Below are 24,456 nucleotides of genomic sequence, written 5' to 3'. Positions count from 1 at the left end.
TAAGGATAAAAGGTGTAAAATAACTGTAAACGATTTCTATATCATCAAAAAGGAGGACCATTCATGAACTTTTTAAAACGTGCCTGGCTCAGTGTCAGCAGGCGAAAAGGTAAGTCACTCTTACTCTTTGCCATTGTTTTTATCATCGCCAATGTGATTGCTGGGGCCATCTCTATTCAGCAGGCCAGCAAGCGTGTTGAAGAAAAAATCAAGTACAGCATGGGGGCTATTGCGACGCTTGAAGTTGACGGTGAAGCCCTTCAAAAGGAGTATGCTAAGGATAGCAACTTTAGCTTTGATTCTCGCATAACACCTGACATTATTCAGCAGATTGCCCAGTCCCCTTATGTGAAATACTATGATTACAGCACTACAGCCAGTCTTGGTTCAGAGGAATTAGAGTATTTTGTGCCAGAGTTTATCAAGGAGCAAGAAGAAAGTGGTAGCATGGGCGGTTTTAACACCCCTGAGCAAAAATACTACGCCTTTAGTGTCCATGGTGTCCAATATCCTAACATCCTTGACATTGAAGAAAAGAAAATCAGCCTTGTAGACGGTCGCGTCCTGACCCAAGAAGAGGTGGATAGCGGAAAACACGTTGGCCTTATCTCCAAGCAAGTCGCTGAGCTTAATAATATCAAGGTCGGTGATACTGTTAATTTTGGGAACTTTGAGGTGAACTATGGTGCTAGCGGCGAAAGTTCTGAGTCAAGTGCTACCCTTTTAGGCGAATTCCCTATCGAAATCGTGGGTATCTTCGACAGCAAGTCTTCTGAACCAGCGACAAAAGATGGTGCTGACACTTCCCAGAACAGTCCAGATCAGTTTAACAAAGCTATGTCTGAGCAAATGCAGGCCAATACCATTTATGCCCCAAATCAGCTGGCTGTTGATATCATGCAAGTCTTCTTTGAGAAGTCCACTATAATAGCTGAGCAGGGAGAAGAAGTGGATACTTCACCATATTACAGCCCTGTCTATGTCCTGAAAAGACCAGAAGACGTCGCCAAATTTAAAGAAGAAAATATGCCGCTGGTCCCTAAATATTACACCATTATGGCTTCGTCGGACCAGTACGATACGATTGCAGCTCCCGTTCAGGCCATGTCTAAGATGGCAGGCTATGTTCTCTGGGTTGCGATTTTGGCAGCGATTTTGATCATCACCTTGGTTGTCTTGCTCTTCCTGCGTGACCGTAAGCATGAATTAGGCATTTACCTGTCCTTTGGAGAACAAAAGGGCAAAGTATTCGGTCAAATCCTAGTTGAAGTTCTCCTGATTTCATTTGTAGCCGTTAGTCTAGCTGTATTAACCGGAAATCTTTTAGCCAATAGCCTATCTGGTAGTCTGATTCAACAACAGTTAGAGAACCAAGCAATGAATGACGGCGGGATGACTTATTACATGTTTGGCCCACTCGCACAGACCAACTACACAACTGAGGATGTCATCGCCGCCTATAAGGTAACGCTAACGCCACTTTATATTGTCTTGATGTATGCTGTCGGTCTAGGGACGACTCTCTTGGCAACCCTGGCTCCGTTAGCTTACATTCTCAGGCTCAATCCCAAGAAAATCATGATGTAAGGAGGACCTGCTTGTGGCTATATTAGAAACGAAACAGTTGAGTTACTATTACCAAGATGGAGAGCAACGTCGAACCATCTTAAAGGATACCTCTGTCACATTTGAAAAAGGGGTTTTCTATACTATTTTGGGCCAGTCTGGCTCTGGTAAAACGACCTTTCTTTCCTTACTGAGCGCTCTCGATGAACCCAAAGAAGGACAGGTGCTCTATGACGGCAAAGATATCAAGGAAATCGGCTACCAATCCTTTAGAAGGGATAAAATCGGGATTATCTTCCAGCAATACAACCTCATTCCTTATATGACAGCGGTAGAGAATGTTCTGGTTCCCATGGACATCACCGCCAATTCCCTTCCTGCTGACAAGGTCAATGTGGCCTACAATCTTTTGGATTATATTGGCCTCGATAAGACCAAGGCTGACCGACTGGTTAATCAATTGTCAGGGGGAGAACAGCAGCGGGTGGCCATTGCACGCGCCCTAGCCACCAATGTTGACATCATCCTAGCCGATGAACCGACAGGAAACTTGGACGAGGAAATGGAAGCTGAAATTGTAGACATTTTCAAAAAACTGGCTCACGAGCATCAAAAATGCGTCATCGTCGTGACCCATGCCAAAGAAATCGCGGATCAAAGCGACCAGATTCTTTACCTGCATAAAGGAAAATTAAGCATCCATGAGTGATTTTCTATCCAAATTTTCTGGTCAGAATTACGATGAGCTGCTAGAAAACGATCAAAAAATCCCCTCTAAACAAGAAGCTAAGTCCCTAATGTCAAAGGAGCCTCCGATGGCAGAGCCAGAAAGGAGACCAGAAGCTCAGGTAACAGAACCAACTCCTTCCGTCAGTGAGACACCTGATAGCGTTGAAATGGAAGCAGAGCCATCCGTTTCTGATCAGCCAGCTCACCTCCATTCACGCAGGACATCCCGTCCGACACGGACAACCAAACGGTATGAAGTTAGTGACGATTATGAGGTTGATCCAACCTACCACAAACGGCAGAAGAAGAAGTATCTGATTTGGAGTGGATTGGGGTTATTGGGGCTCTTAGCCTGCATCTTTCTTTATTTCAAACTAACACGTGTGACCATGCCTGATTTTACTGGTAAGCCTGTAACAGAAGCTAGAGCTTGGGGTGTCAAGCACAACCTTGATTTTGCCTTGGAGCAAGAATTTAGTCTGGACCAAGACGTCAATCAGGTTATTTCCCAAGCCGTGAAACCTGGCAAATCCGTCAAAAAAGGCAGCACGGTCAACTTAGTCGTCTCACTTGGGGCTGATCCTGATGAGGTCCTTGCCTTGCCAGATTTCTCTAAGATGACCACTGCCCAGGCTGAAAAATGGATTGCAGACCACAAGGCTGAAAATCTGATTCTCAAGCGTGAATTTGATGAGACGGTAGCGGCTGATCGCTTTATCCGCCTAGATATCACCTCATCAGGTGTGACTAGCCAGGACTATAAACGAGGCAATAAGGCAACCCTTTATTACTCGCGTGGTCAAGAAAAGCTAGAGAAAAATATCGAGATCCCAGACTTTGCAGGTAAGACTAAGACGGATGTCGAAGCTTGGGCCAAGAAAAATGAGCTCAAAGTCACTTACACCGATCAGGCCAATGAGACGACTCCTATCGGCAATGTCTTGTCTCAGTCTCTGAAGCCAGGTGACAAGATTTCTAAAAAAGATGCCTTTGAAGTCTTTATTTCAGCAGGCAAGGGGGTTGCAGTGCCTGACTTTGCCACATTATCACCAGATGTTGCTGGCAGCGCACCTGGTTTGACCGTCACGGTCAAATACCAGTTCAACCCCAACCTCCGCTACGGAACCTTGATTTCACAGAGCATTGAGGCAGGAAAACAACTGACAGAAAAAGAAAGTAAAAATGTCGTTGTGATTTACTCTCAGGGCATGCCTTATCTCAAAGACCTGCGCGGGAAAAATGCCAGTGAATTAGCCAAATATTTCTTTGACGAATTCCAATCGCGTTCAGCCGAAGTGACTTATGAGACCTATTGGGTGGATTCTGCCCAGCCGCGCGGGACAGTCGTTGAACAAAGCGAGTACGAGACACCTATCCCAATGGCCTACCATGTCTATCTGGGTGTAAGTAATGGAGCTTGGGCCAGCCATGTGCCAACCACTGTTAATCAACAGACACCAGCAGGTGGTGCAACAGCTCCTAGTCAGACCGATCTAACTGCCCCTGCAGAAGAAGCAGTGGCCAATCAAGTCCATCCGTAGCAGCTTTAAAAGCTTTGCCATTTGGCAAGGCTTTTTTCTATCCATAAATCTGTAAAATTTAACCATCTTATTTGTTATGGTTGATTAATTTATTTTTTAATCTAAGTTAATTTTTTCTTGAAATTTTAGAAAGTTCGCGATATGATAGATTAAGAGCTAGATGAATTGGCATTTTCTAGCTGTTAACTTTTAGTGATTAGACGAGGAGGAAGCGTAAGAAACAGTAAAGAAAGAGTCGAAAATGATCATTAATAAGAAACACAAGGAGGAATTATGGACGAAAAGATCCCAAAAAACAGAAAACAAACATTGATATTAACAACTTCTGCAATGGTCTTATTGACCAGTGCTTTAACAGAACATCACGTTCAGGCTGATGGTTTAAATGAAGAATCAGAGATTGTGGTTAGCTACAATAATACTTCGACAGAGATTGCAGACGTTAACAAAGTAAATTCATCTATGATTGAGGATGCAGCTTCTTCTAAAACGAGTGAAGTAGTATCATCAGATGAAAAATATTATGAAGCCGGTAAGTTATCATCATCTGAGGGAAATTCATTCAAAGATGGACTCTCTTCTGAATCCCCTAATGGGATGAAGGATGACGCTCTGATTACAAAAGAGCTTAAACATTTGAATGATCAAGCTCAAACGATTCGTCAGCAGCAAGCCGTCGAAGGAACTTTTCCTTTGGATGGACGTGGTGTTGTGATTGCAACAATTGATACTGGGATTGATCAAAATCATGAAATCATGCGACTAGACGATGATGTCACTGATCAAGACTTAAAGATAAAAGAAGTAGCACCTGGGTTTAACCGTAAGGTCCCCTTTGCCTTTGACTTTATGGGCGGAGACAATGACTTATTAGATAATTCATCTGAGCATGGGATGCACATTGCGGGCATACTTGCTGGGAACAAACTGGATGGTTTTAAAGGAATGGCACCTAACGCTCAACTTTTAGCGTACAGAACTTGGAGTTACTCTAATGTTGAAGGTTTTCAAGAAGATCATCAATTTTTTGCTTTAGAAGATGCTATTAAAAGAGGAGCTGACATTGTTAGTCTAAGTATCGGTAGCGATGGTACCGGACAAAAAGACGATGTTTGGTATGAAGCCTTTAAAAGAGCTGCGGAGAAAGGAATTATTATCACAGCATCAATGGGAAATGCAGGATCATCTAATACAAGCAATACCTTTGATAGACGTGTTGATTCTGCCTATCCACAAAAAGATGATTCTGCCATTGTTGCCGTAGCAGCAAACCCTCATGTCATTGGTGTCGGCTCATATTATCACACCCATATGCATCTCCCTCATTTAAAAGTTGGCCATTTAGATCTTCCTTATGAAGATATTAATTGGCATAACTATAGCTTATTCGACAAAAAGAAAAGCAAGGCATTTAAAATTCAAGAAGAATTATATGATTTAGAAGCATCTCCAAACCTCCCAGACCTAGCCGATAAAATTGTTATCGTTCGGAGGGATCAGGAGAATTTATTCACCAAGCTAACTGATTTGATGCGCAAAAATGTTAAAGGCATTATTCTAATTAATGCAGCTAGCCCAACCACTCTGGGGAACTATCAGACTGTTCCCGAAATCAGGAGTACTCTTCTAGATGACTATAAGGGACAATTTCAAAAAACATGGGCAGTGAGTATCTCTGAAAAAGATGGAGCCCTTTTAAAAGATTACCTTAAAAAACAGGAACAGCCGAAAAAAGAAGAACTGATTTTCCAGACACAACCCGTTCTTACAAAAGTATTCGACCATCCAGGTATTTCCGGATTTAGCTCATGGGGAGTGGCTGGGACGCTGGAGATGAAACCAGATGTGGTTGCTCCTGGCGAAAATATTTACTCAACTGGTAACGGGAATAGTTACTTTAATCTTAGTGGCACATCCATGTCTTCCCCTTATGTTGCTGGAGCCAGCGCTATGTTACTTCCTCATACCAAAACCTTACTAAAGACTGGCGGTCAACTAGTTGAAGGTCTATCCTTACCAGAATTAAATAAAATTTTATTCCAGAACACAACAGATGTCCTTCAAGATTATACTGTCCCAGAAGGAAAGGACATCTTGGAATACTCACCAAGACGCCAAGGTGCGGGAGCTGTCAATGTGGAAAAAGCTCTCAAAACCAACGTTCTAGTCACGTTTGACAATAATAAAGGCGCAATTTCTCTAAAAGACTTTGAAACAGCTAAAAAAGACTTCTCTATAGTCATGAAAAATTTGTCTAATGAGACACAGACTTTCCTTATCAAACCAGGTTATGTTCTAGGAAGTGTTCTTTATCCTCATAATCGTCAAATGTATGGTCAAACGCAAGCAATAGAAACAATTCATTCACGTAAGATTGAGGGAGCCAATCTCAAAACGGCTAGAATGGTTACAATCGCTCCAAATAGTCAGGTAACCTTACCAATGACTCTAGAAGTTGGCAAAGCAGAAAAAAATGAATTTGTTGAGGGATATATCTATTTCCAATCCCTAAATTCAGACCAACCTAATCTCAATATTCCTTATACAGGATTTTATGGCAATTGGAACGATGAAAAAATCATTGATCCTCCGGCTTGGGAAAAAGATAGTAAAACTAAGATGACTGGTTTTGTCAAAGGTCATCCAACAGGCCGCCACGAGGTCTTTGATTATGTGCCTTGGGGAACAGATTATGAGCAATGGAAAAAAGATCCCTCTCAAATTACTTCAAATCCTAAGCTCTATGTCCTACAGTCGCGAGGCGGTATCAGTGATCATGCTAAAATGCGTCTGAGATTAATGGCTATGCGCCATGCACAAGAGACTGTTGTTGAGGTGGTAGATTCCAATGACGAGTCCTCAGCTAAGATATTGAAAGTTTTAAAAAGGAGTCACTACCCACTAAAATTCTTGAACAGTGCCCATAAGGAAAAGCTCCAACACTACTTAGAGCCTTATAATGAGCCTGATCCTGATTTAGAGTGGACGGGGACGGTATTTGATCCTAAAATAAATGACGAAGTTCCTCTGGGAGAAGGACAATATTACATTCGTATCCGAGCACGTTTGGAAGAAGGTCGACCTTGGCAGTATACTTACATACCGTTTAAGATTGATAACACTTCACCAACTGTTGCCGTTGCTATTAAAGAAGACATAAAAGATAAAGTGATTTTGAAAATCACGGATCCGAATCTTCACCGAGTGACCTTAGAGAAAGATGGGGATACCATTAAAGTAATTGAACCTTCTTCAGATGGCTATTACCATATAGAAAAAAGTGATATTAGTGACGACGTCGAATTGGCTGCTGTTGATTATGGTGACAATAAAACACTCTTTGACTTGACAAAGTTGGAAGTATCTTATAGCACAACAGCTGAAGATGATAAAGAAAATATTAGGAAACCTTCTAAACCAAGGAAATGGCGTAGACGTCGATATGGCCTTGCTAGTCTAGATAAAAAGGAAGATAACGATTTAGAAGACGATCTTGACTTTGAAGAGGAGGACGAATTCGAAGAGGAAGTAGAGCAAGAAAACCCGAACGAATTCGAGAGTGGTTCTGATTTCCATGACGACGATAATACACTCGGTTATTTAGAAGGAAATCGAAGTGGTAAAATTTGGCATGAAGAAGATGGACGATATTATCGGATCTACAGACTTCATGTCAAAAAAGGCCAGCGCGTTCATGTCACTAATACTAATCCTCTACATAACGTCGCTAAGGGAATCGGATTTACAGAACCCACTTGGACTAAGACTTACGAATATGATCAAAAACAACCGGGCTATCGTAGAGAGGTTAAGGTTCCAGTCTTTGAAGGTTCAAATCAGATAAACGTGACCGTCTATAACGGGGATAAAAGAATTTTTTCTCGTGGTTATGCTGTGAAGTTGGATAGTCAGATTCCCACAGTCACCTTTGATAATCAAAACCTAACCCTCCCAACTGACAATGACCGAGACGGTACCATTTTTACCCCAGATGGCAAGGTCAAGTTATCCGGAACCATAGAAGACGGACAAGAGGGGTGGAAGCTCTATATTAACGGTGATATGGTAGACAGTGTACTCAAGCCTGGAGAATTCGGGGATTTCTATCATCACAATAAACGCCAGTGGAATTACGAAAAACAACTTGAAGATGGTGATTATGTTAAAATTAAAGTATCTGATCATCTTAAAAATACCCAGACCTATACCTTTAGAGTCAAAGTAGATCCATCTATTAAAATGGAAAGTTCAGACCAGAGACAATCCCCACCAGCTGAAATGCCTAAAAAGGTTGACCATACATTTACCAATGATCTTGATGTTCGTTCTCTCTTTGAGAATTTTAAGGGGGAAGGCATTGTGAGCGAATTGGATCTGATGAAGGAACTAACACGCCTGACTCCAGGATACAGTATTCAGCTTTTAGAGTTATCCTTGGCAAATCAGCAAGATGGTGTGCATATGGCACAGTTGCTAGTTCAAAAAGAAAATCGTTACCAGTACTTTAATCTCAAATGGACTTCAGACAAGGTTAAACATGACCAGAGCCCCGAAGTGGGAGACCATATCAGGACGCCAGAAAGAATAAAGGAAACTCCTCTGAAGAAAACGAAATCTGAGACAAGAGCTCTTGAGAAACAAGACTCAGAGCCATTGAGAGATAGTGCTGTTAATCCAAAAACCTTAAAACAAGTCATGTTGCAACAGAACGAAAGCGCTTCTGCTAGCATGCTACCAAACCAGGTTTCTCCATTTAGTGAGGAAACCAGTCTAAAAATGGAAACTAAAGCAAATGCTAACTCACTTCCTAAAACAGGTGATACCCCTCGTCTACTCCCAATCAGTTTAGGCTTCCTTATGGCTAGCTTAACCAGTCTTTTTCGCAAGAAAAGGAATGAGTAGAATATTGTTAAAGTGGCCTTAGAAGTTCTTAATGAAAAACAGAGATGAAACTCTTAGAGGGGACATCTCTGTTTTTTGATATGAGCGGTGACAATTAAGCTAAAGAATATTGGATTAACTTCTGCTAAGATAAATATTATTTTCTGAGTTTTCCATGCTATAATAGGAGTAGCTAAATCAAAGTGAGGGGTATAACAGTGGTCAAACTAAAGCACGAAATTGTTGTTCCTGACAACAACCTCCCAGCTTGGGTTTACTTGCATGAGGAGAATCAATACGCCTATATAGAGCCTCACTGGCATTCGTCCGTGGAATTAAGTTATACAATTTGTGGGCAGATTGCTAATTTTTTCATTGCAGGGAAGTCCTACAAGACTTGTCCTGGCCAGATTTTAGTTGTCAATTCTACGGAAATTCACAGCATCCAAACCTTTCATGAACCTGGCAAAGATTCCTGTGCCTTGACGATTATTTTTCCCTATCACCTCATTCAAACCTATGTCCCAACCATTAATCAGTATAAATTTGTCTTGAATGATTTGGAGGTCAAGGACCACCCTGCTTATCAACTCTTACAAGAAAAGCTAACCTCCATTGCCTGCCTTCATAAAACAGATCAGAATTTACGGAAGACGATTGTCTTATTGGAGATATTAGAAATTTTGATCAACCATTTTATGGTAAAACGTCAACTCCATTTGACAGACAAACATGACGATAAGCAAAAAGAGCGGCTTAGAGAAATCAAATTTTACATTGAGGAGCATTATCAAGTGGAGTTGGATTTACAGTCTATTGCAGATCATTTTTACCTCTCCAAGGAGCATCTCAGTCGTTTTTTCAAGGAGTATATGAACATGACCGTTGTGCAATACCTCAACTATGTTCGCTCCAAGCATGCTTTACCGCTATTAAAGGACGGAAAAATGACTGCAACTCAGATTGCCTTAGAGTGCGGTTTTAGTGGCCTAAGAACGCTAGATAGGGCCTTGGTAAAATATTACGGTCAGACCTCCAAGCAACTAAAAACTCAAAAAGATCAATCAGCGCCAAAATAATGCTCAAAAGAGGTTATTTTTAGCATTCCATTTATGGTAAAATGAAGAAAAGAACAATTAAAGGAGTAGCCTATGTCTCACTATCTAACCATCGATGTTGGTGGCACACAGATCAAATATGCTCTGATTCATAAAGACGGCACCATTGAAAATACCAGTAGTCGTCCAACCCCTCAGGACTCCTTAGAGGCATTTTTGGATACCATTTTTGCCATCATAGAGCCTGTTAAAACTGACATTCAGGGGGTGGCCTTTAGTATTCCAGGCAAGGTGGACACTGAAGCAGGAGTTATTTATTTCGGAGGAGCCCTGACTTATCTGGATCAGCTTCCTTTGAAGGTAATTATCGAGGAGCGCTATGGTCTCAAAACCTCCCTACAAAATGATGCCAAGGCAGCAGCACTCGCAGAGGTTTGGCTAGGTAGCCTTAAGGGGGTTAGCGATGGGGCAGTCATTGTCTTAGGTACAGGTGTCGGAGGAGGTGTTGTCTTAGACGGCAAACTCCGCATGGGGCCACACTTTCAAGCCGGCGAACTTAGTCTTGGAACCCTCGATCTGAGTAAGCCTGGTTTTGAGAAAATGATAGGTATGGCTGGTTCTGCCGTTAGAATGATCGAAACAATCAATAAAACCTTGGGTAATCAAGATATCAAAGATGGACGATTAGCGTTTGATGCAATTCTATCTGGAAACGAGCAGGCTCTTACTATCTTTAGAGACTATTGCCAGCAGATTGCCTATCTCATTTTGAATTTGCAGGCCTTTTTGGATTTGACCACCTATGCCATCGGTGGTGGCATTAGCTCGCAACCGATTGTCATTGAAGAAATAGAGCGCCAGTACCTGGCCATCTTAGAAGCTAATCCTGTCCTTAAAATGAACCTTCCGGAACTGACTATTCTGCCAACAACGCTTAAAAACGAGGCAAATTTGGTTGGAGCCCTCTACACACTTTTAACCACTCAATAGACTGACATAGGCTGGAGCAGATGCTCTGGCCTTTTTTTGATACCTTTGGAGCTTTTTAGAGAGGTAGGCTTTCTTCCTCAAAAACATGTCAATAAGCGCCTTTTTTTAGCTATTTTTTGACCTGTTTTAAGAGATTTATTGAGATATAATACAAGAAAACGGCATAACAAACTTTTGGATGTCTGACGGAGACCTTATGCTAGCGAGGCCTTTTGACAGATCTCAGAAGATTGTTTGTCACGCTCAAGGAAACTCTCGATGGATTTTGGAATCAAAAAAAGCGATGATTTCAGCAATTCCTATGCTTGAATTTCCAGCACTTTATAAAGGAGACCTTATGTTTAAAAGTTTATCGCCAAAGAAAAGTATTCAGTATCTGACAGTTGCGGCACTTGGGTCTGCACTTTGTCTGCAGGCTTGTGCAAAGAAAGGAGAAACACCTGTGTCCCAACAAAGCAATACCATTGAAAAAATCTCTCTGGGAATTCAAGGTTATGAATTCGGCCCAGCAGTCAATAAACTCATTATCGAACTTGAAGCACCCGCCAGTTCTATTGACATAGATCAATTGAGCGTTGAAACGGCAACTAAGGAGCGAAAGGTAGCTGACGCTTACTTATCTGATGACAAGGGCAATCCCAGCACTGAAAAAGAGAGCCAGTATATTACATTAGATTTAGAAGTAGCCTACTCTCAAGAAACCTTCTCCGGCCTTGCCAGCCCCTTTACCTTTAATTTCAACACGTTTATGAATGAATGGGTAGGCGAATATCCGGTTAAAATCAATGATTTAAAGATAGGCGAAGACCTTCTGTCCAAAGAAGAAGATGCCATCGCCAATAAGGTGATTCCTGAAGTGGACCAATTTAGTATCAGAAAGACTGTCGAAGGCAATTACCTGAATCCGCTGACCAAAGCAGAAGAAGTAGTCGCTTTAAATTACGCTGCTTTTGAGCCAGAAACAATCAAAGAAGGTGAGAAAAATCCCTTGCTGATCTGGCTCCATGGTCAAGGAGAAGGGGGAACAGACATTGCCATTACTCTTCTAGGCAACGAAGTCACAGCCCTGGCTCGACCTGAAATCCAAGAGCAGTTTACCAGCGGTGACGAAGTGGGTGCTTATGTACTAGCTGTTCAAACGCCAACCTACTGGATGGATGAAGGAGATGGAACAAACGGAGCAGGTGCAGGAGTCTCTCGGTACACGGAAATTCTAATGGATGCCATTGCAGACTATGTCGCTTCCAATCCAGATATCGATCCCAACCGTATCTACCTGTCTGGCTGTTCAAATGGTGGTTATATGACCCTCAATATGGCCATTCATTACCCAGATTACTTCGCGGCCCTGGTCCCAAATGCTCCAGCCTATGCTTACTACAACTATGAAAAAAATCCTAACGGCACCTATAAAAAGGTGAAAAATGAGGAGACAGGCTTTGATGAAGCTGTCCGTCTTGACACCGTTTGGTTTGATCAAGCAAAAGTTGACAAAATCAAGAATATCCCGATGTGGTTCATCCATTCTGCGGACGATACAACTGTAGCTCCTGAAAATTACCCACTTCCTGTATACAAGGCGCTTTTAGAAGTTGGCGCTGACAACGCCTGGTTCTCTTATTATGCATCTGTTTCAGGCAAGGACCAAGCCGATACGACTTACATGGGACACTGGTCTTGGATTTATTACTTCAACAACCAGGCCAATGGTGTTCAAAATCCTGAGGAAATTTTAGCCAAGGCAGATGGAACTGGCTTCAAGCCCGACAACCAAACCTTAGGTGGCACTCAGACAGCACAATTCAAGGGGAAAAGTTATCAAACTGTCTTTGAATGGTTGAACGCTCAAAGCAAATGAAATGCTGAATGTCAGTTGACGCCACTTTTTCATCAAGAAAGAGCAGTCATATTCTCTTTTAAAGCGCTATAATAATCGTTGTAAAGACTTCATTAAAAACATTAAGCGCCTCTCATCTAAGATCAGAACTCATCTGACATTTGATCTTAGATGAGACTCAAAAGGAGGGAGCTAGATTCTCAAAAGACTCAAAATCAATGGTTGTATAGTTTTGGATTGAACTTAGAAACGAGGAGAAGAACATGTCATTTATGGATTCCATGCAAGCTGGCCAAGACTGACGATTTTGAAAGAGCCCAAGAGTTAATTGACGAAGGGGACTACTTATTCTTAGTAGGCCATCATGCCCATGCTGAATTGATCGAAAAAGAAGCTAACCAAGAAGCTGTAGAAATCAAACTCTTGCTAATGCATGCAGAGGACCAACTCATGAGTGCAGAAGGATTCAAGATTGTGGCCCAAGAGTTTATTGATGTCTACAAGCGTTTTAACAACCTTAACTAAAGTAACACCCCTCTGAGTTTTAATAGTCAGAGGGGTTATTGTTTACATAATTTAATTTACGTATTTTTACAACTTATCCAGAGCATTCTTTTGCTCATCATTTACGATATGAGTGTAAAGATCCGTCACCTGGGTATTGGCATGTCCCAATTGATGACTGACAAGCACTTGAGATTTGGTGGCATCGTAGAGCCTAGTTGCCAAGGTATGTCTCAATTTATGTGGCGTGACACGGATTTTAAAGCCTTCGGAATACTTGGCAACCATCTTTTCAACAGAAGAAGCATCAATCCGATTAGGAAGGCCACGGTATTCTGTCAAAAAGAGCGCTTGATCTGTCTTTTCTGCCTTATAACGCTTGCTCCGAATGGCTAAATAGGCTTCCAAATAGGGCTTGGCAAAACTCGCGACATTGACAGCATCTCGCTTACCTCCTTTTCGCGTCACCTCAATCAGCATCATTCTTAGATTCAAGTCTTTGAGATCCAGATTAACGGCTTCGGAAAGACGGACACCTGAAGCAAGAAGGAGCGCAATGACGGCTAAATCTCTTTCCTTATTTTTCATGAAGGAGGACAAGGCACGGTTAGACAATTGAGCAGGGTATTCCTCTGCGATATAGTCTAAAAAGCCTTGGGTTTCATCTCCTAAAAAGAGTTTCTGCTTAATATTTTCCGCCCGAGCAGCCAGGGTTTCTTTTTGCTTTTTGGTCGATACCTTTTTCATGACATTTCGGTAAAAATAGGGCTCCCCTTGCTCATTTTCCACCTCTTCAGTCAAATACTTATAAAGACTAGACAAGGCTGACAAGGTTCGATTGATGGTCGTTTGCGAGACCCCTTGCTTGGTCGTATTAGCATTCAGCAAAGGCCGCTCACGCAAATATAAAATGAATGCCTCCATATCTTTTTTACTTAAATGCTCCAGGAGGGATAACTCAATCTCAGACATTTGAGCGACATCAGCAAGCCCAGAGTCCATCAACCAATTAAAGAATCGATCATATTCCTTGAGGTATTCATACAAGGTTGTAAAGGAATAAGGCACAGCCAATTTGGACTGGTAGTAATCCAGGACAAACCAGGGCATCCGTCCTTTTAGTTGATCAATCTTTTCCAGCAATAAGTCACGTTTCATTCTTAAACTCCATTTTTTCTATAATAGGAGTATAACATACCCTTATCTGTTTTTCAAGAAAATTATAGTTTTTCGGAAAGATGTTATAGACTTATTTTGAAACACTCTCGAGCAATTGCTGATAACTCTATAGAAGGTCGATACTCAATTGTTTCTTAGCTATGAAAAATCTCCCTCAGACTGATCCAAGGGAAATTCTATGATTAGTTCAATTCGTTTTTATCTGGCAAGTATGAACCGCCAAGGTAATCTTGGCTTAATTTTTCCAGGGTACCATCTTCGTAGAGTTTTAAAACAGCTTCGTTGAATTGCTTTTGAAGGTCTTGGCTGTCATCTGAGAAAACGATGTAGTTATTAGGATTTGAACCTGTTTCTAGCTCGATGATCTCAAAATCATAACCATTTTGTTGGACAATGGTTTCGACAGAAATTTTATCAAAGACTAGGTAGTCAAATTCAGCATTTGACAGGTCTAACAGGCGTTTGGCGACATCTTCACCAGAATACTCGATGATTGATGGATTATCACCATGTTCTGCATTCCAATCCTCAACCAGTTTAGCAGTTGAGGTTCCAGTATCATCCTGTGTGGTCTTGCCGCCGATATCTTCTAATGACTTGATATCAGAGTCTTTTGCAACGACCAAGACCAAGGGATTAGTCGCAATCGGATAAGAATACAAATATTTAGCCGCGCGTTCATCGGTATAGGAAAGGTTGTTTGCTGCTAATTGAAATTTTCCGCTGTCCATACCGACAAAGATCGATTCCCATGCAGTGGTTTTGAAGGAAATATCATAACCATCAATATATTGACTGGCAGCCTTAATCACTTCGATATCATAACCTGTCAGTTCTCCCTCTTCTTCGTATGAAAAAGGCTTAATATCGCCTGCCGTAGCGACCACTACTGATTTATTGGATGCGTCTGAAGCTGCAGGTGTGTCAGATTTGGCCTGACAGGCCGCAAGTCCGAGAGTAGATAGAGCAAGTGTTCCTAAAATAAGCTGATTTAGCTTAAGAGCCATGAAAAATACCTCGTTTACATAGTGATATATCTTAGTCTATCATGAGTTGCAAATGAGGTAAATTATAACTTTTTTAAGATAGTGATAGGAATTATCTATGAGAGGAACCTTTCTGGCCTTTCTTATAAATCACCTCGCCTATGATCAAGACCAATACGGATCCCAGCATGATAACCAATCCGATCAGCCCGCTGCCTTGGTCTGCGGCAAAATGGATTTGAAAGATGTCATAGATAAAAATTCCTAAAATAGGCAAACCCAGGAAGAATAAGAGTCGACCGAAAAAAAGACTGCTCAATAGCCCGCCATCTTCATGGTTCTCTCTATCCTTTGTGAGATAGGCAAAATAACGGACGATACCGTAAGCCATAATGGTAAACAGTATCAGAAACAAATAATTTGTCATCATTTTAAAACTCCATTCAAAACTCCATTGAAAAGAACAAGGTGCTCCGTGAGGTTATATGACCATCTCAAACACCTTGTTACTTCTGCTTATTTACGCTTTTTCTTAGCTTTTTTGAGCTTATTAGCCATCCGCTTCATGCTCTGTTCCGCTGCAAAAGCACCAATTTTACCTTTGAGGCCTCCTCCAAACATGTCGGCCATGTTCGGCATGCTAGCTCCGCCCATCATATCACTGAGGCCAGCCATGTCCATGCCTCCTAAGTCAGGCATTCCCGGCATATTTTTAGGCAAGTTATTGGGATTGATGCCCATTTGCCGCATCATCTTTTGCATGTCACCACTCATGACACCTTGCATCATGGTTTTCGCTTGGTTGAAGTCTTTGATGAATTTATTGACATCAACAAAGCTATTTCCAGAACCAGCCGCAATCCGGCGTCGGCGGCTAGGGGTCAGAAGGTCTGGATTTTCCCTTTCTGCAGGGGTCATTGACGAGACGATGGCACGTTTGCGGGCAATTTCTCTCTCATCGACCTTTAAATTGGCCAGAGCTGGATTGCCAGCCATGCCAGGCAGCATTTTGAGGAGGTCTTCCATCGGTCCCATATTCTGCACCTGGTCCAACTGCTCGATAAAGTCGTTGAAATCAAAGGTGTTTTCTCGCATTTTTTCTGCCAGTTCCAGAGATTTCTTCTCATCGTACTCGGCAGATGCCTTTTCAATCAAGGTCAGAAGGTCCCCCATCCCCAAGATACGGCTAGCCATACGATCAGGGTGGAAGGTTTCGATGTCAGTAATTTTCTCGCCTGTCCCGGTAAACTTAATCGGCTGACCGGTAATCTGACGAACGGAAAGGGCTGCACCACCACGGGTATCCCCGTCAATCTTGGTTAGGATAACCCCAGTGATGGCTAATTGGTCGTTGAATTCACGAGCAACATTAGCAGCTTCCTGACCAATCATAGCATCAACAACAAGGAGGATTTCATTCGGTTGAGCTAGAGATTTGATGTCCCGCAATTCAGCCATCAGACGTTCGTCGATCTGCAAACGTCCAGCCGTATCAATCAAGACATAATCGTTATGATTTTTACGCGCTTCTTCTAAACCTTGACGAACGATTTCAACAGCAGAGACTTCTGTTCCCATATCAAAGACCGGCACATTGATTTGCTGTCCAAGGGTTTTGAGCTGATCGATAGCGGCTGGTCGGTATATATCCGCTGCGATCATGAGCGGACGAGCCTTCTCTTCTTTGATCAGCTTATTGGCTAACTTACCTGCAAATGTCGTCTTACCAGCACCTTGCAAACCGACCATCATAATGACTGTCGGAATCTTAGGAGATTTAATGATCTCGGCTGTGTCAGATCCCAAGATTGTCGTCAATTCCTCGTTAACGATTTTGACCACTTGTTGGGCTGGATTGAGGGTATCAATGACCTCTTGCCCCAAGGCACGGGTCCGAATATTACGGACAAACTCCTTGACGACAGGAAGGGCTACGTCAGCCTCTAAGAGGGCTAGACGAATCTCTTTAGTCACCTCTTGGATATCTGCCTCAGAAATCTTTTTCTTGCCACGCAGGTTTTTAAATACCCCCTGCAAACGTTCTGTTAAACTTTCAAATGCCATGATGTGATAACTCCTTAAACTTTTATCAATTAGTCATTAAGTTACTGAAAATTTGTTTCATAAACCAACTGGAAACGTCCTGCTACTCTCGATTGTCAATGGAGGTTAAAATCTCCAATCGCTCCTCCAGGAAGCTATCTCCTTTATAGCGCTCAGCCAATTCTTCAAAAATTTCATTGCGGACAATATAATCTGAATACATGTGCAGTTTCATCTCGTAGTCCTCAAGGATTTTCTCTGTACGCTTAATATTGTCGTAAACGGCTTGGCGGCTAACTGAAAATTCTTCTGCAATTTCTGCCAGACTATAGTCGTCTGCATAGTAAAGTTCAATATAGTTCATCTGCTTGTCTGTCAAAAGCGCTGCGTAGAACTCAAACAGAGCATTCATACGATTGGTTTTTTCTATTTCCATAGATGTTATTATACCAAAAAAATCCCCAGTTTAGAAGTCTATTCTATTGACTCTGATAAAAATGATAATACTTCTAGAAAGGTCCCTGTTTATATATTTACATAATCATAATTATGTTATGAAAAACCTTATATTGTTATCGTAAAAATAATTATGTAAAACAATAGATGTAATATACTAATTGATTCAGTGAGATCGTTTTGAAAAATAAAAAATCCCCCACAAAATGTAGGGGAAATGGGCACTAAAGTTAGTGTGATAAAAAGGTTCACACAATTTATCAAGGTCCGCTCCTGCGTTATGACCTCCCATGCGCAAATATGGCTAATGCCAAATTCGGCTCATCGCATGGTAACATCATAACATATCCCCAAAATATTAGCAAGAATCTTGCCTAGATTTAGGACAAATGGGATGGTGTGAGGTATAATAGAAGAAAAATTTGGAGATTAACAATGGAAGATAAAGAACAATTACGGGAACGCTTGACAGACTTGCAATTTGAAGTAACTCAAAACAGCGCAACAGAAGCTCCCTTTACTGGAATTTACGATGATTTCTACGAAGAGGGGATTTACGTCGATATCGTCAGTGGAGAACCGCTCTTCTCTTCAAAAGATAAATATGATGCAGGTTGTGGTTGGCCAGCTTTTACAAGACCCATAACCAAATTAAAGAATCTTGCTGATTACAGTTACGGGATGCACCGTATCGAAGTGCGGAGCCAGGAGGCGGATTCTCATCTGGGTCATGTCTTTTCGGATGGGCCAAGTGATCAAGGTGGTCTGCGCTACTGCATCAATTCTGCCGCTCTACGCTTCATTCCCTTAGCGGATTTGGAAAAAGAAGGTTATGGGGAGTATTTGCGTTTATTTAGCGTTGATTAGGACATGGCTCGCACATTTTAATTGTAACAGAAGAGGAATTTTATTATGGAAAAGAGACTGAGTGTAACAAAATCATTTTCACGCTTCTGGCTGACTGCCTACCTGCTAGCTTATACCTTCCCCTTTTACCACTTGACGGAAACGATTGACGGGGAAAGGATAGAGAAAGTTCAAACAGGTTTTGAGTATGTCTATCACTGGCAGGGACTGACCTTTGTTGCCACTCTGGTCTTGCTCTTTTTAGCTCTACTTTTCAAGAAAAAGTGGGCTCTCTATATCAGTCTCCTCCTCCATCTGCTGGTGTTGTGTCCTCTCCTCTTTCCCAGCACACTGCCCGTCAGTCAGATGGAGCTCATAGGTCTGGCCTTTGTTAAGAACTTGACCAATCTCGCTTATGGCTTCTGGCTTTGCTTGGTCTCCTTGATAGCCTTTGCTTATGCTATTTTAAAAAAGCCTTGAAGGAATCCCCTCACTACTAGCTAGCGAGGGGATTTCGTTTATTCTAATAATTCTCTATCATAGATGGTGTAATCACACCGATAAATCACCAGGCGTTTGCCATCAATCAGGAGCTCACTAGTCTGCGGAGCGTCCGAAGCATAGAGAGACACCTTGTTGCCGACATAGGTAGCTAGTGGTGTGCCGTTCTGCGACCGAATCAAAATGACTTTTCTCTTGCCTGTGAAATCATTTTTTAAGCTGGAAACCATTCGATTCAAGACAGGAACCGTACGGCTATTTTCATCGATGGTCACTGTCTTCTGGTACTTGCTAAAGATGTCCTCCAGTCCTTCTTCTGCTGCAATCAGTGACGAACCAACATGGTCAATCTCGTAATTACCTAGAGTGATCTTCAATACAGTACTATCAGCGATTGAGGCACCGTCAGAGTTGACCGAATCAAATTCCTGATTTCTTGAAATAGACAGGGATTTACCAGACATCTGATCGATGAGCTGCGAATTTTCATCATAGGTCCTAACGGTCATCTCTAGGCCAATCCATTCGGCCTTAAAATTGCTAAACCAATTTTGAATGCTTTGGCAACCGCCTAGTAGACTGATAGATAGCAAGCAAATCAATAATAAGCTGTTTCGTTTTAAAGTGTTCATATTTCCTCCTGAATGAATTCAGTATAGCTAATTAGACTACTTGTTGTAAGTGGTACATATCGGCATATCGACCATTTTGAGCCAATAATTCCTGATGATTACCACGTTCAACAATCTGGCCTTCATGCAAAACGAGAATCTGATCAGCGTTTTGAATGGTAGATAAACGGTGAGCGATGATAAAGGTTGTTCGCCCTTCTTTGACAACATCCATGGCTCTTTGGATAATTTCCTCTGTTTCAGTGTCAATGTGGGAGGTCGCCTCGTCTAAAATCAAAATTTTGGGATCTGAGGCCAGGGTTCTGGCAAAGGCAATCAATTGCCGCTCACCACTGGAAAACGCATTGCCCTTCTCCACGACAGGCTCGTTAATGCCCTTAGAAAGGCGTTTGATCATAGGACCGGCTCCAACCTTCTCCAGAGCTTCTATTACTTGATCAGAGCTTATCTGATCATTATCCATGGCGACATTGCTGGCAATCGTTCCTGTAAACAGATAGGGGTCTTGCAGGACGATGCCCATTTCAGCACGGACACTTTCCCGCTGATAATTTTGGATGACTTGGTCATCGATGAGAATTTGGCCTTTTTGAGGATCGTAAAAGCGAAAAAGCAAATTCATAATGGAGCTTTTCCCAGAACCTGTGTGACCTACCAGGGCGATGGTTTCGCCTGGACGGGCATGGAGAGAAATATCTTTTAAGACCCACTCTGCTTCCTCGTAAGCGAAGGAAACACGATCAAAGCGAACATCGCCTCTCCTTACTGCTAGTTTCTGGTCGCTGTCTCTTTCTAGTGGCTGGTCTAAGAGGTCGTAAACCCGCCTTCCAGTAGTTAAAGACCGTTGCATATTTGGGAGCATTCTGACCAAGGCTCCTAGAGCATTGAACAAGCGCTCGGTATAATTGACATATGAAAAGATCAAACCGACTGAAACGCCTAAACGATTTCCCAGAAAGGCATGGCCGATAACGGATAGAATCAAAGCTAACACCAGACGCTTCAGCAATTCTACCAGAGACCAGGACATGGTGGCTTCTACATGAGTAATTTGAAGATCTGAGCTAAGCATTTTTGCTGCCGTCCCCTCAAACTGTTTAGCCATTAGCTCCTCTTGGCCAAAAATCTGAATAATACTAGCCCCGTTCATAGCTTCGTTAACCTGGCTGTTTAACTCGCTTTGAGCTTCGTAAAAGTCTGTCATAGCCTGCTCAGTCTGTTTGGCATAGAGCCGATGCCAGAGAATAAAGATCGGAATTAAGACCAAAAGTGCTAGGCCTAACCAGAGATTGAGGTAGATGAGAATTCCATAAATGGTAACCACCCAAAGCAGATTGATTAAGACCTGCGACAACATGGTACCGTAAAATTGTGCCCGCAGGGTTTCAGTGTCGTTCACAATACGAGCGGAAATTTTACCTGCAGGCTTGTCATCAAAATAAGAGACAGGCAACCCTTGCATGGTATCGTAAGCCCTATTTTGCAGGAGCTCTCCGACACGGTTAGCAACGTGCCTCAAAAGACGACTTGACATGTAGCCCAGAATACTCCCTAGTGCAGTGAAGCCTAGAAAGTAGGCCAGCAATTGCCATAAGAGACCAAGTTGGATCGTCTGCCCCTGGCCCATCGGCGTCAGTACAAGATCAATAGCTTTTTGGACATAGAGGGGAGCAACTTGTGCCAATAAGCTAGACAAGATCATAAGAAGCATGCCGACTAGGAAAAGCTTCCAAAATGCCTTGATCTCGGACAGTAATCTCTTTAAGATAATCATTGTGCTCCTCCTTCTTCACTTTGCTGGCGCAGATACTGCTCATAGTACCAGCCTTGGTTGGCCAATAACTCCGCTGGTGTCCCTGATTCGACAATTTTACCCTGATCTAGGACCAAGACCTGGTCCGCATGGCTGACGGCAGATAGGCGATGGGAGACGATGACATTGGTCTTGCCCTGCCTTAAGGCTTGAATATTATCAATAATTGAGCGTTCAGTCTTGGCATCTACTGCTGAGAGAGAGTCATCTAAAATGAGCAGTTCAGGTTGCTTGAGCAATGCTCTGGCAATCGATAGACGTTGCTTTTGACCACCGGAAATAGACACTCCTTTTTCACCGACCATGGTATCTAGCCCCTGACTCATACGAGTCAGGTCTTTTGTAAAAGCCGCTGCGTCAATAGCCGCTGAAACAGAATCTGGTGTGGCATCAGGTTGGCTGAGGCGGATATTGTCCAAAACACTTTTAGAAAACAAAATGTGCTCTTGTGGGACATAGCCAATCTTTTCCTCAATGCTTCTTCGGTTAAACACAGACATATGCTCCCCGTTCAATGACAAGAACCCTTGTCCTAGAGGGTATTGGCGCAAAAATTGTCGGACCAGAGTCGTTTTTCCACTCCCTGTTTTACCAACTATTCCTAGTGTCTGTCCTTTGGACAATTCAAACGAAATATCCTTTAACACCGGCTCTTGGTGCTCTGGATAGGAAAAAGAATAATGATCAAATACAATATGGGCCAGTTCTTGGGCCTCAATTTGCCCGTCAGCTTCCATGTCATCACTGGTCTCAATCAGTTCTGTCAGTTTCCCGAAAGCCACTTTACCAATCTGATAGATCAGAACCACATCTGACAAAACCCACATAGGGTCCATCAGCATACCCGTATAGAGTTGTAGTGCCACGACGTCTCCTAACTGCAAACGACCTGCTTGCATATAAGAGCCACCTAGGCCCATAACAATAGCCGTGCTGAGGGCTAAGAGAGTGAGAGCTAGTCGGCCATAAGCCGCTTGATAAACCATTAAACGGTCATTGCGCTTCACCAAAGCTGCTGTCTTTTGACGGAACTTAGCTGCTCCTAACTCCTTTTTCCCATAAGCCCTAGTCACTCGAATACCTTCGACAACCTCCAAGACCTCATTGCTTAAATTAGCCACAGCTTCTCGGACTTCTTCAGAAACCATTTCTTGCTTGGCGCTGACCCAGTAGATAATACTACCTAAAACCAAGAGAGGCAAGGCCGCCAAGATAGTAATCTGCCATGAAATGGCAATCATGGCTGGCAAAACAAATAAGATTGTCCCCAGAGCAGTAAAAATACTCATGACACCAAAGCCGAGCAACTCAGAATAGTCATTGGTATCATTGGTAAACCGCGTCAGCATATCGCCTGAGCGAAATTTATCATAAAAAGGCCTTCTCATGTGAATCAACTTGGCAAATAGGGTCCTCCGCATTTGAAACCGATAGTCACTGGCCCTGCCAAACAATTGCTTGACCCAGATATAATCAGCCGCATAGGTGACGCTACAGGCCAAGACGACCGTTAGGATTGCAAAGCCTAGATCTTTAGCTGTCAGGGTTCCTTGACTGATTTGGTTAATAACCCGCTGGGTCATCATGGTCGGCACCACAAAAAGGCCGTAACTGATTAAGAGGCCGATGCTGACCAGTGTATAACTCTTCCAGTGAGACTTGATAAAGTCCCAGATTGCTCCTTTCATGGACTGTTGGACACTTTTCTCTTCCATTTTTGCTCTCCATTTCTATGCTTAAATACAAAAAGCCATGCGCTGCTAGAAACATTTACTCCTCAGCAGCACATGGCACAATAGTAGCCTATGAACGTAGGCTAGCCTTTATACATTATCTGGAAAGGAGAATGATATCGAACGGGTGAATTGAAAAATGTTGTCATGATCGTCTCCTTTCTTTTTATCTATCCTGTTTCCTTCAGCACCTACAGCTGAAGACAAACGAGATTATATCAACGAGTTCAGTCTAGCACACTAGCCAAACCCTTGTCAAGGATTTTTGAATATTTTTACACTATTATTAGCCAACTTTCATTAATGAAATCACTCTTCTCTGTAATGTCATTTTCAGTGATTTGATATAAGCAAGGCAACATAAAAACAAGAGTAGGCAGACTCCTCTTGTTTTACAGTAGTTGATTAGCGACCATAGTAGCCATTGACATACTGGTTCCAGGCTTGGTCTTCTGCCAGGATTTGCGATGTGGTATAACTGCCTCGGAAAGCATTCCAGACACTGTCTTGGACCGGTAGAGTTACCGTTTCATAGCCAAGTGGTGTGTCATAAGCAGTCAAGCCATAAAACTCAATAATCGCATTGATCTTGGCTGCATAACTGGTATCTGTCGCATAGGTTCCGGTCAAAGCTGCCGTTGCATCCCAATAATTAGGGGCATAAGCCTTTCGGACACCTGCGTAATAGTCCCAAGACAAGAGATCGGCGTAATCATACATGGAGGCTGCCCAGCTCGGGTAGGCGCGAAAGGCATCGTTGATGTAGTAAGCTCGACCTGTACCATCGTCCTCCCAAGTTCTCATCGTCACAGAATTTCCTTGGTATTGTCCTTTGATGCCAAAAAGGTTATAGTAAGGGCCGATACTCAAGCCCGAACGGCCACTGTTTGATTCGTGGATAGCCTGCGCAATCATGACAGAAGCATAGATGCCACGCTCTTGGCCAATCTGACGAGCACGCTCACCAATAATAGAAATAAACTCATAGGTTGCAGGGTCTCCGTAAAAGTCCTGCGCCTCTACACGGCCATTGGTATCCCCTGTTTTAAATAATTGGCCAGTTAAAGCAGACCCAATAACTGCTGTAGCTATACTAATCATAGCCAAATACTTTTTCTTCTTTGCCATCTTAAAAATCTCCTCTAGTTCTTTATTACCTCC

General features: G+C 42.5%; 19 protein-coding genes and 2 pseudogenes. 11 read left to right on the top strand and 10 right to left on the bottom strand.

Translation table 11 applies throughout. The features are described from left to right. Positions 1-63 precede the first annotated feature (63 nt). The 4 genes and pseudogenes from ABID29_RS04705 to ABID29_RS12335 all read left to right on the top strand — a co-directional run. A complete protein-coding gene (locus ABID29_RS04705) occupies positions 64-1,587 on the top strand; it encodes an ABC transporter permease (protein WP_354364740.1) in 1,524 nt (507 codons plus the stop codon). A gap of 13 nt (positions 1,588-1,600) precedes the next feature. Then, positions 1,601-2,275, top strand: a complete 675-nt coding sequence (locus ABID29_RS04700) for an ABC transporter ATP-binding protein (RefSeq protein WP_354364738.1) — start codon at positions 1,601-1,603, stop codon at positions 2,273-2,275. A 106-nt stretch (positions 2,276-2,381) separates the two neighbouring features. After that, positions 2,382-3,836: a PASTA domain-containing protein gene (locus ABID29_RS04695; protein ID WP_354364737.1), complete on the top strand. Its 1,455-nt coding sequence runs from the start codon at positions 2,382-2,384 to the stop codon at positions 3,834-3,836. 273 nt (positions 3,837-4,109) lie between these two features. Further along, positions 4,110-6,371 (top strand): annotated as a pseudogene (locus tag ABID29_RS12335) (S8 family serine peptidase); the annotation flags it as partial. Between the two features lie 830 nt (positions 6,372-7,201). Here the strand turns inward: ABID29_RS12335 and ABID29_RS12330 are convergent. Then, a pseudogene (locus ABID29_RS12330) lies at positions 7,202-7,393 on the bottom strand (hypothetical protein); the annotation flags it as partial. A gap of 505 nt (positions 7,394-7,898) precedes the next feature. Between ABID29_RS12330 and ABID29_RS12325 the strand changes: the two are divergent. From ABID29_RS12325 to ABID29_RS04670, 5 genes are all read left to right on the top strand, one after another. Beyond that, on the top strand, positions 7,899-8,738 hold the full coding sequence (locus tag ABID29_RS12325; RefSeq protein ID WP_435533150.1) for an LPXTG cell wall anchor domain-containing protein: 840 nt from the start codon (positions 7,899-7,901) through the stop codon (positions 8,736-8,738). Positions 8,739-8,935: 197 nt separating this feature from the next. Next, a complete protein-coding gene (locus ABID29_RS04685; RefSeq protein WP_354364734.1) occupies positions 8,936-9,796 on the top strand; it encodes an AraC family transcriptional regulator in 861 nt (286 codons plus the stop codon). A 72-nt stretch (positions 9,797-9,868) separates the two neighbouring features. Continuing rightward, positions 9,869-10,765, top strand: a complete 897-nt coding sequence (locus ABID29_RS04680) for an ROK family protein (RefSeq protein ID WP_354364732.1) — start codon at positions 9,869-9,871, stop codon at positions 10,763-10,765. Positions 10,766-11,102: 337 nt separating this feature from the next. Further along, a complete protein-coding gene (locus tag ABID29_RS04675) occupies positions 11,103-12,623 on the top strand; it encodes a prolyl oligopeptidase family serine peptidase (RefSeq protein WP_354364731.1) in 1,521 nt (506 codons plus the stop codon). A gap of 216 nt (positions 12,624-12,839) precedes the next feature. After that, the gene (locus ABID29_RS04670; protein ID WP_354364729.1) at positions 12,840-13,127 is read left to right on the top strand and encodes a PTS lactose/cellobiose transporter subunit IIA; all 288 of its coding nucleotides are present in this window, start codon (positions 12,840-12,842) and stop codon (positions 13,125-13,127) included. A gap of 66 nt (positions 13,128-13,193) precedes the next feature. Here the strand turns inward: ABID29_RS04670 and xerS are convergent, their stop codons facing one another. From xerS to ABID29_RS04645, 5 genes are all read right to left on the bottom strand, one after another. Beyond that, positions 13,194-14,264 carry a tyrosine recombinase XerS gene (gene xerS / locus ABID29_RS04665; RefSeq protein WP_354364728.1) on the bottom strand — a complete coding sequence of 357 codons (1,071 nt, stop codon included), beginning with the start codon at positions 14,262-14,264 and terminating at the stop codon, positions 13,194-13,196. Positions 14,265-14,467: 203 nt separating this feature from the next. Then, on the bottom strand, positions 14,468-15,292 hold the full coding sequence (locus tag ABID29_RS04660; RefSeq protein ID WP_354364727.1) for an amino acid ABC transporter substrate-binding protein: 825 nt from the start codon (positions 15,290-15,292) through the stop codon (positions 14,468-14,470). A gap of 91 nt (positions 15,293-15,383) precedes the next feature. Beyond that, the gene (locus ABID29_RS04655; protein WP_354364725.1) at positions 15,384-15,701 is read right to left on the bottom strand and encodes a hypothetical protein; all 318 of its coding nucleotides are present in this window, start codon (positions 15,699-15,701) and stop codon (positions 15,384-15,386) included. Between the two features lie 86 nt (positions 15,702-15,787). After that, the gene (gene ffh / locus ABID29_RS04650) at positions 15,788-17,335 is read right to left on the bottom strand and encodes a signal recognition particle protein (RefSeq protein ID WP_354364724.1); all 1,548 of its coding nucleotides are present in this window, start codon (positions 17,333-17,335) and stop codon (positions 15,788-15,790) included. A gap of 82 nt (positions 17,336-17,417) precedes the next feature. Continuing rightward, positions 17,418-17,750, bottom strand: a complete 333-nt coding sequence (locus ABID29_RS04645) for a putative DNA-binding protein (RefSeq protein WP_354364722.1) — start codon at positions 17,748-17,750, stop codon at positions 17,418-17,420. A 455-nt stretch (positions 17,751-18,205) separates the two neighbouring features. On the opposite strand from ABID29_RS04645, the gene msrB reads away from it, so the two are divergent. Both msrB and ABID29_RS04635 read left to right on the top strand, forming a co-directional pair. After that, positions 18,206-18,637, top strand: a complete 432-nt coding sequence (msrB, locus tag ABID29_RS04640) for a peptide-methionine (R)-S-oxide reductase MsrB (protein ID WP_354364721.1) — start codon at positions 18,206-18,208, stop codon at positions 18,635-18,637. Between the two features lie 45 nt (positions 18,638-18,682). Beyond that, positions 18,683-19,096: a hypothetical protein gene (locus ABID29_RS04635; protein WP_354364719.1), complete on the top strand. Its 414-nt coding sequence runs from the start codon at positions 18,683-18,685 to the stop codon at positions 19,094-19,096. 38 nt (positions 19,097-19,134) lie between these two features. Here ABID29_RS04635 and ABID29_RS04630 read toward each other — a convergent pair whose 3' ends face one another. From ABID29_RS04630 to ABID29_RS04615, 4 genes are all read right to left on the bottom strand, one after another. Continuing rightward, positions 19,135-19,749, bottom strand: a complete 615-nt coding sequence (locus ABID29_RS04630) for a DUF5052 family protein (RefSeq protein ID WP_354364718.1) — start codon at positions 19,747-19,749, stop codon at positions 19,135-19,137. Positions 19,750-19,780: 31 nt separating this feature from the next. Beyond that, positions 19,781-21,523 carry an ABC transporter ATP-binding protein gene (locus ABID29_RS04625; protein WP_354364717.1) on the bottom strand — a complete coding sequence of 581 codons (1,743 nt, stop codon included), beginning with the start codon at positions 21,521-21,523 and terminating at the stop codon, positions 19,781-19,783. Next, a complete protein-coding gene (locus ABID29_RS04620) occupies positions 21,520-23,277 on the bottom strand; it encodes an ABC transporter ATP-binding protein (RefSeq protein ID WP_435533149.1) in 1,758 nt (585 codons plus the stop codon). The genes ABID29_RS04625 and ABID29_RS04620 overlap by 4 nt, the downstream gene beginning before the upstream one ends. A 423-nt stretch (positions 23,278-23,700) precedes the next feature. Further along, on the bottom strand, positions 23,701-24,423 hold the full coding sequence (locus ABID29_RS04615) for a glucosaminidase domain-containing protein (RefSeq protein WP_354364715.1): 723 nt from the start codon (positions 24,421-24,423) through the stop codon (positions 23,701-23,703). Positions 24,424-24,456: the final 33 nt, after the last annotated feature.

This window comes from Streptococcus rupicaprae (genome assembly GCF_040545225.1).
GTDB lineage: Bacteria > Bacillota > Bacilli > Lactobacillales > Streptococcaceae > Streptococcus > Streptococcus rupicaprae.
Note: the sequence above shows the minus strand (reverse complement) of the source record. Positions and strands in the feature narration are given on the sequence as shown.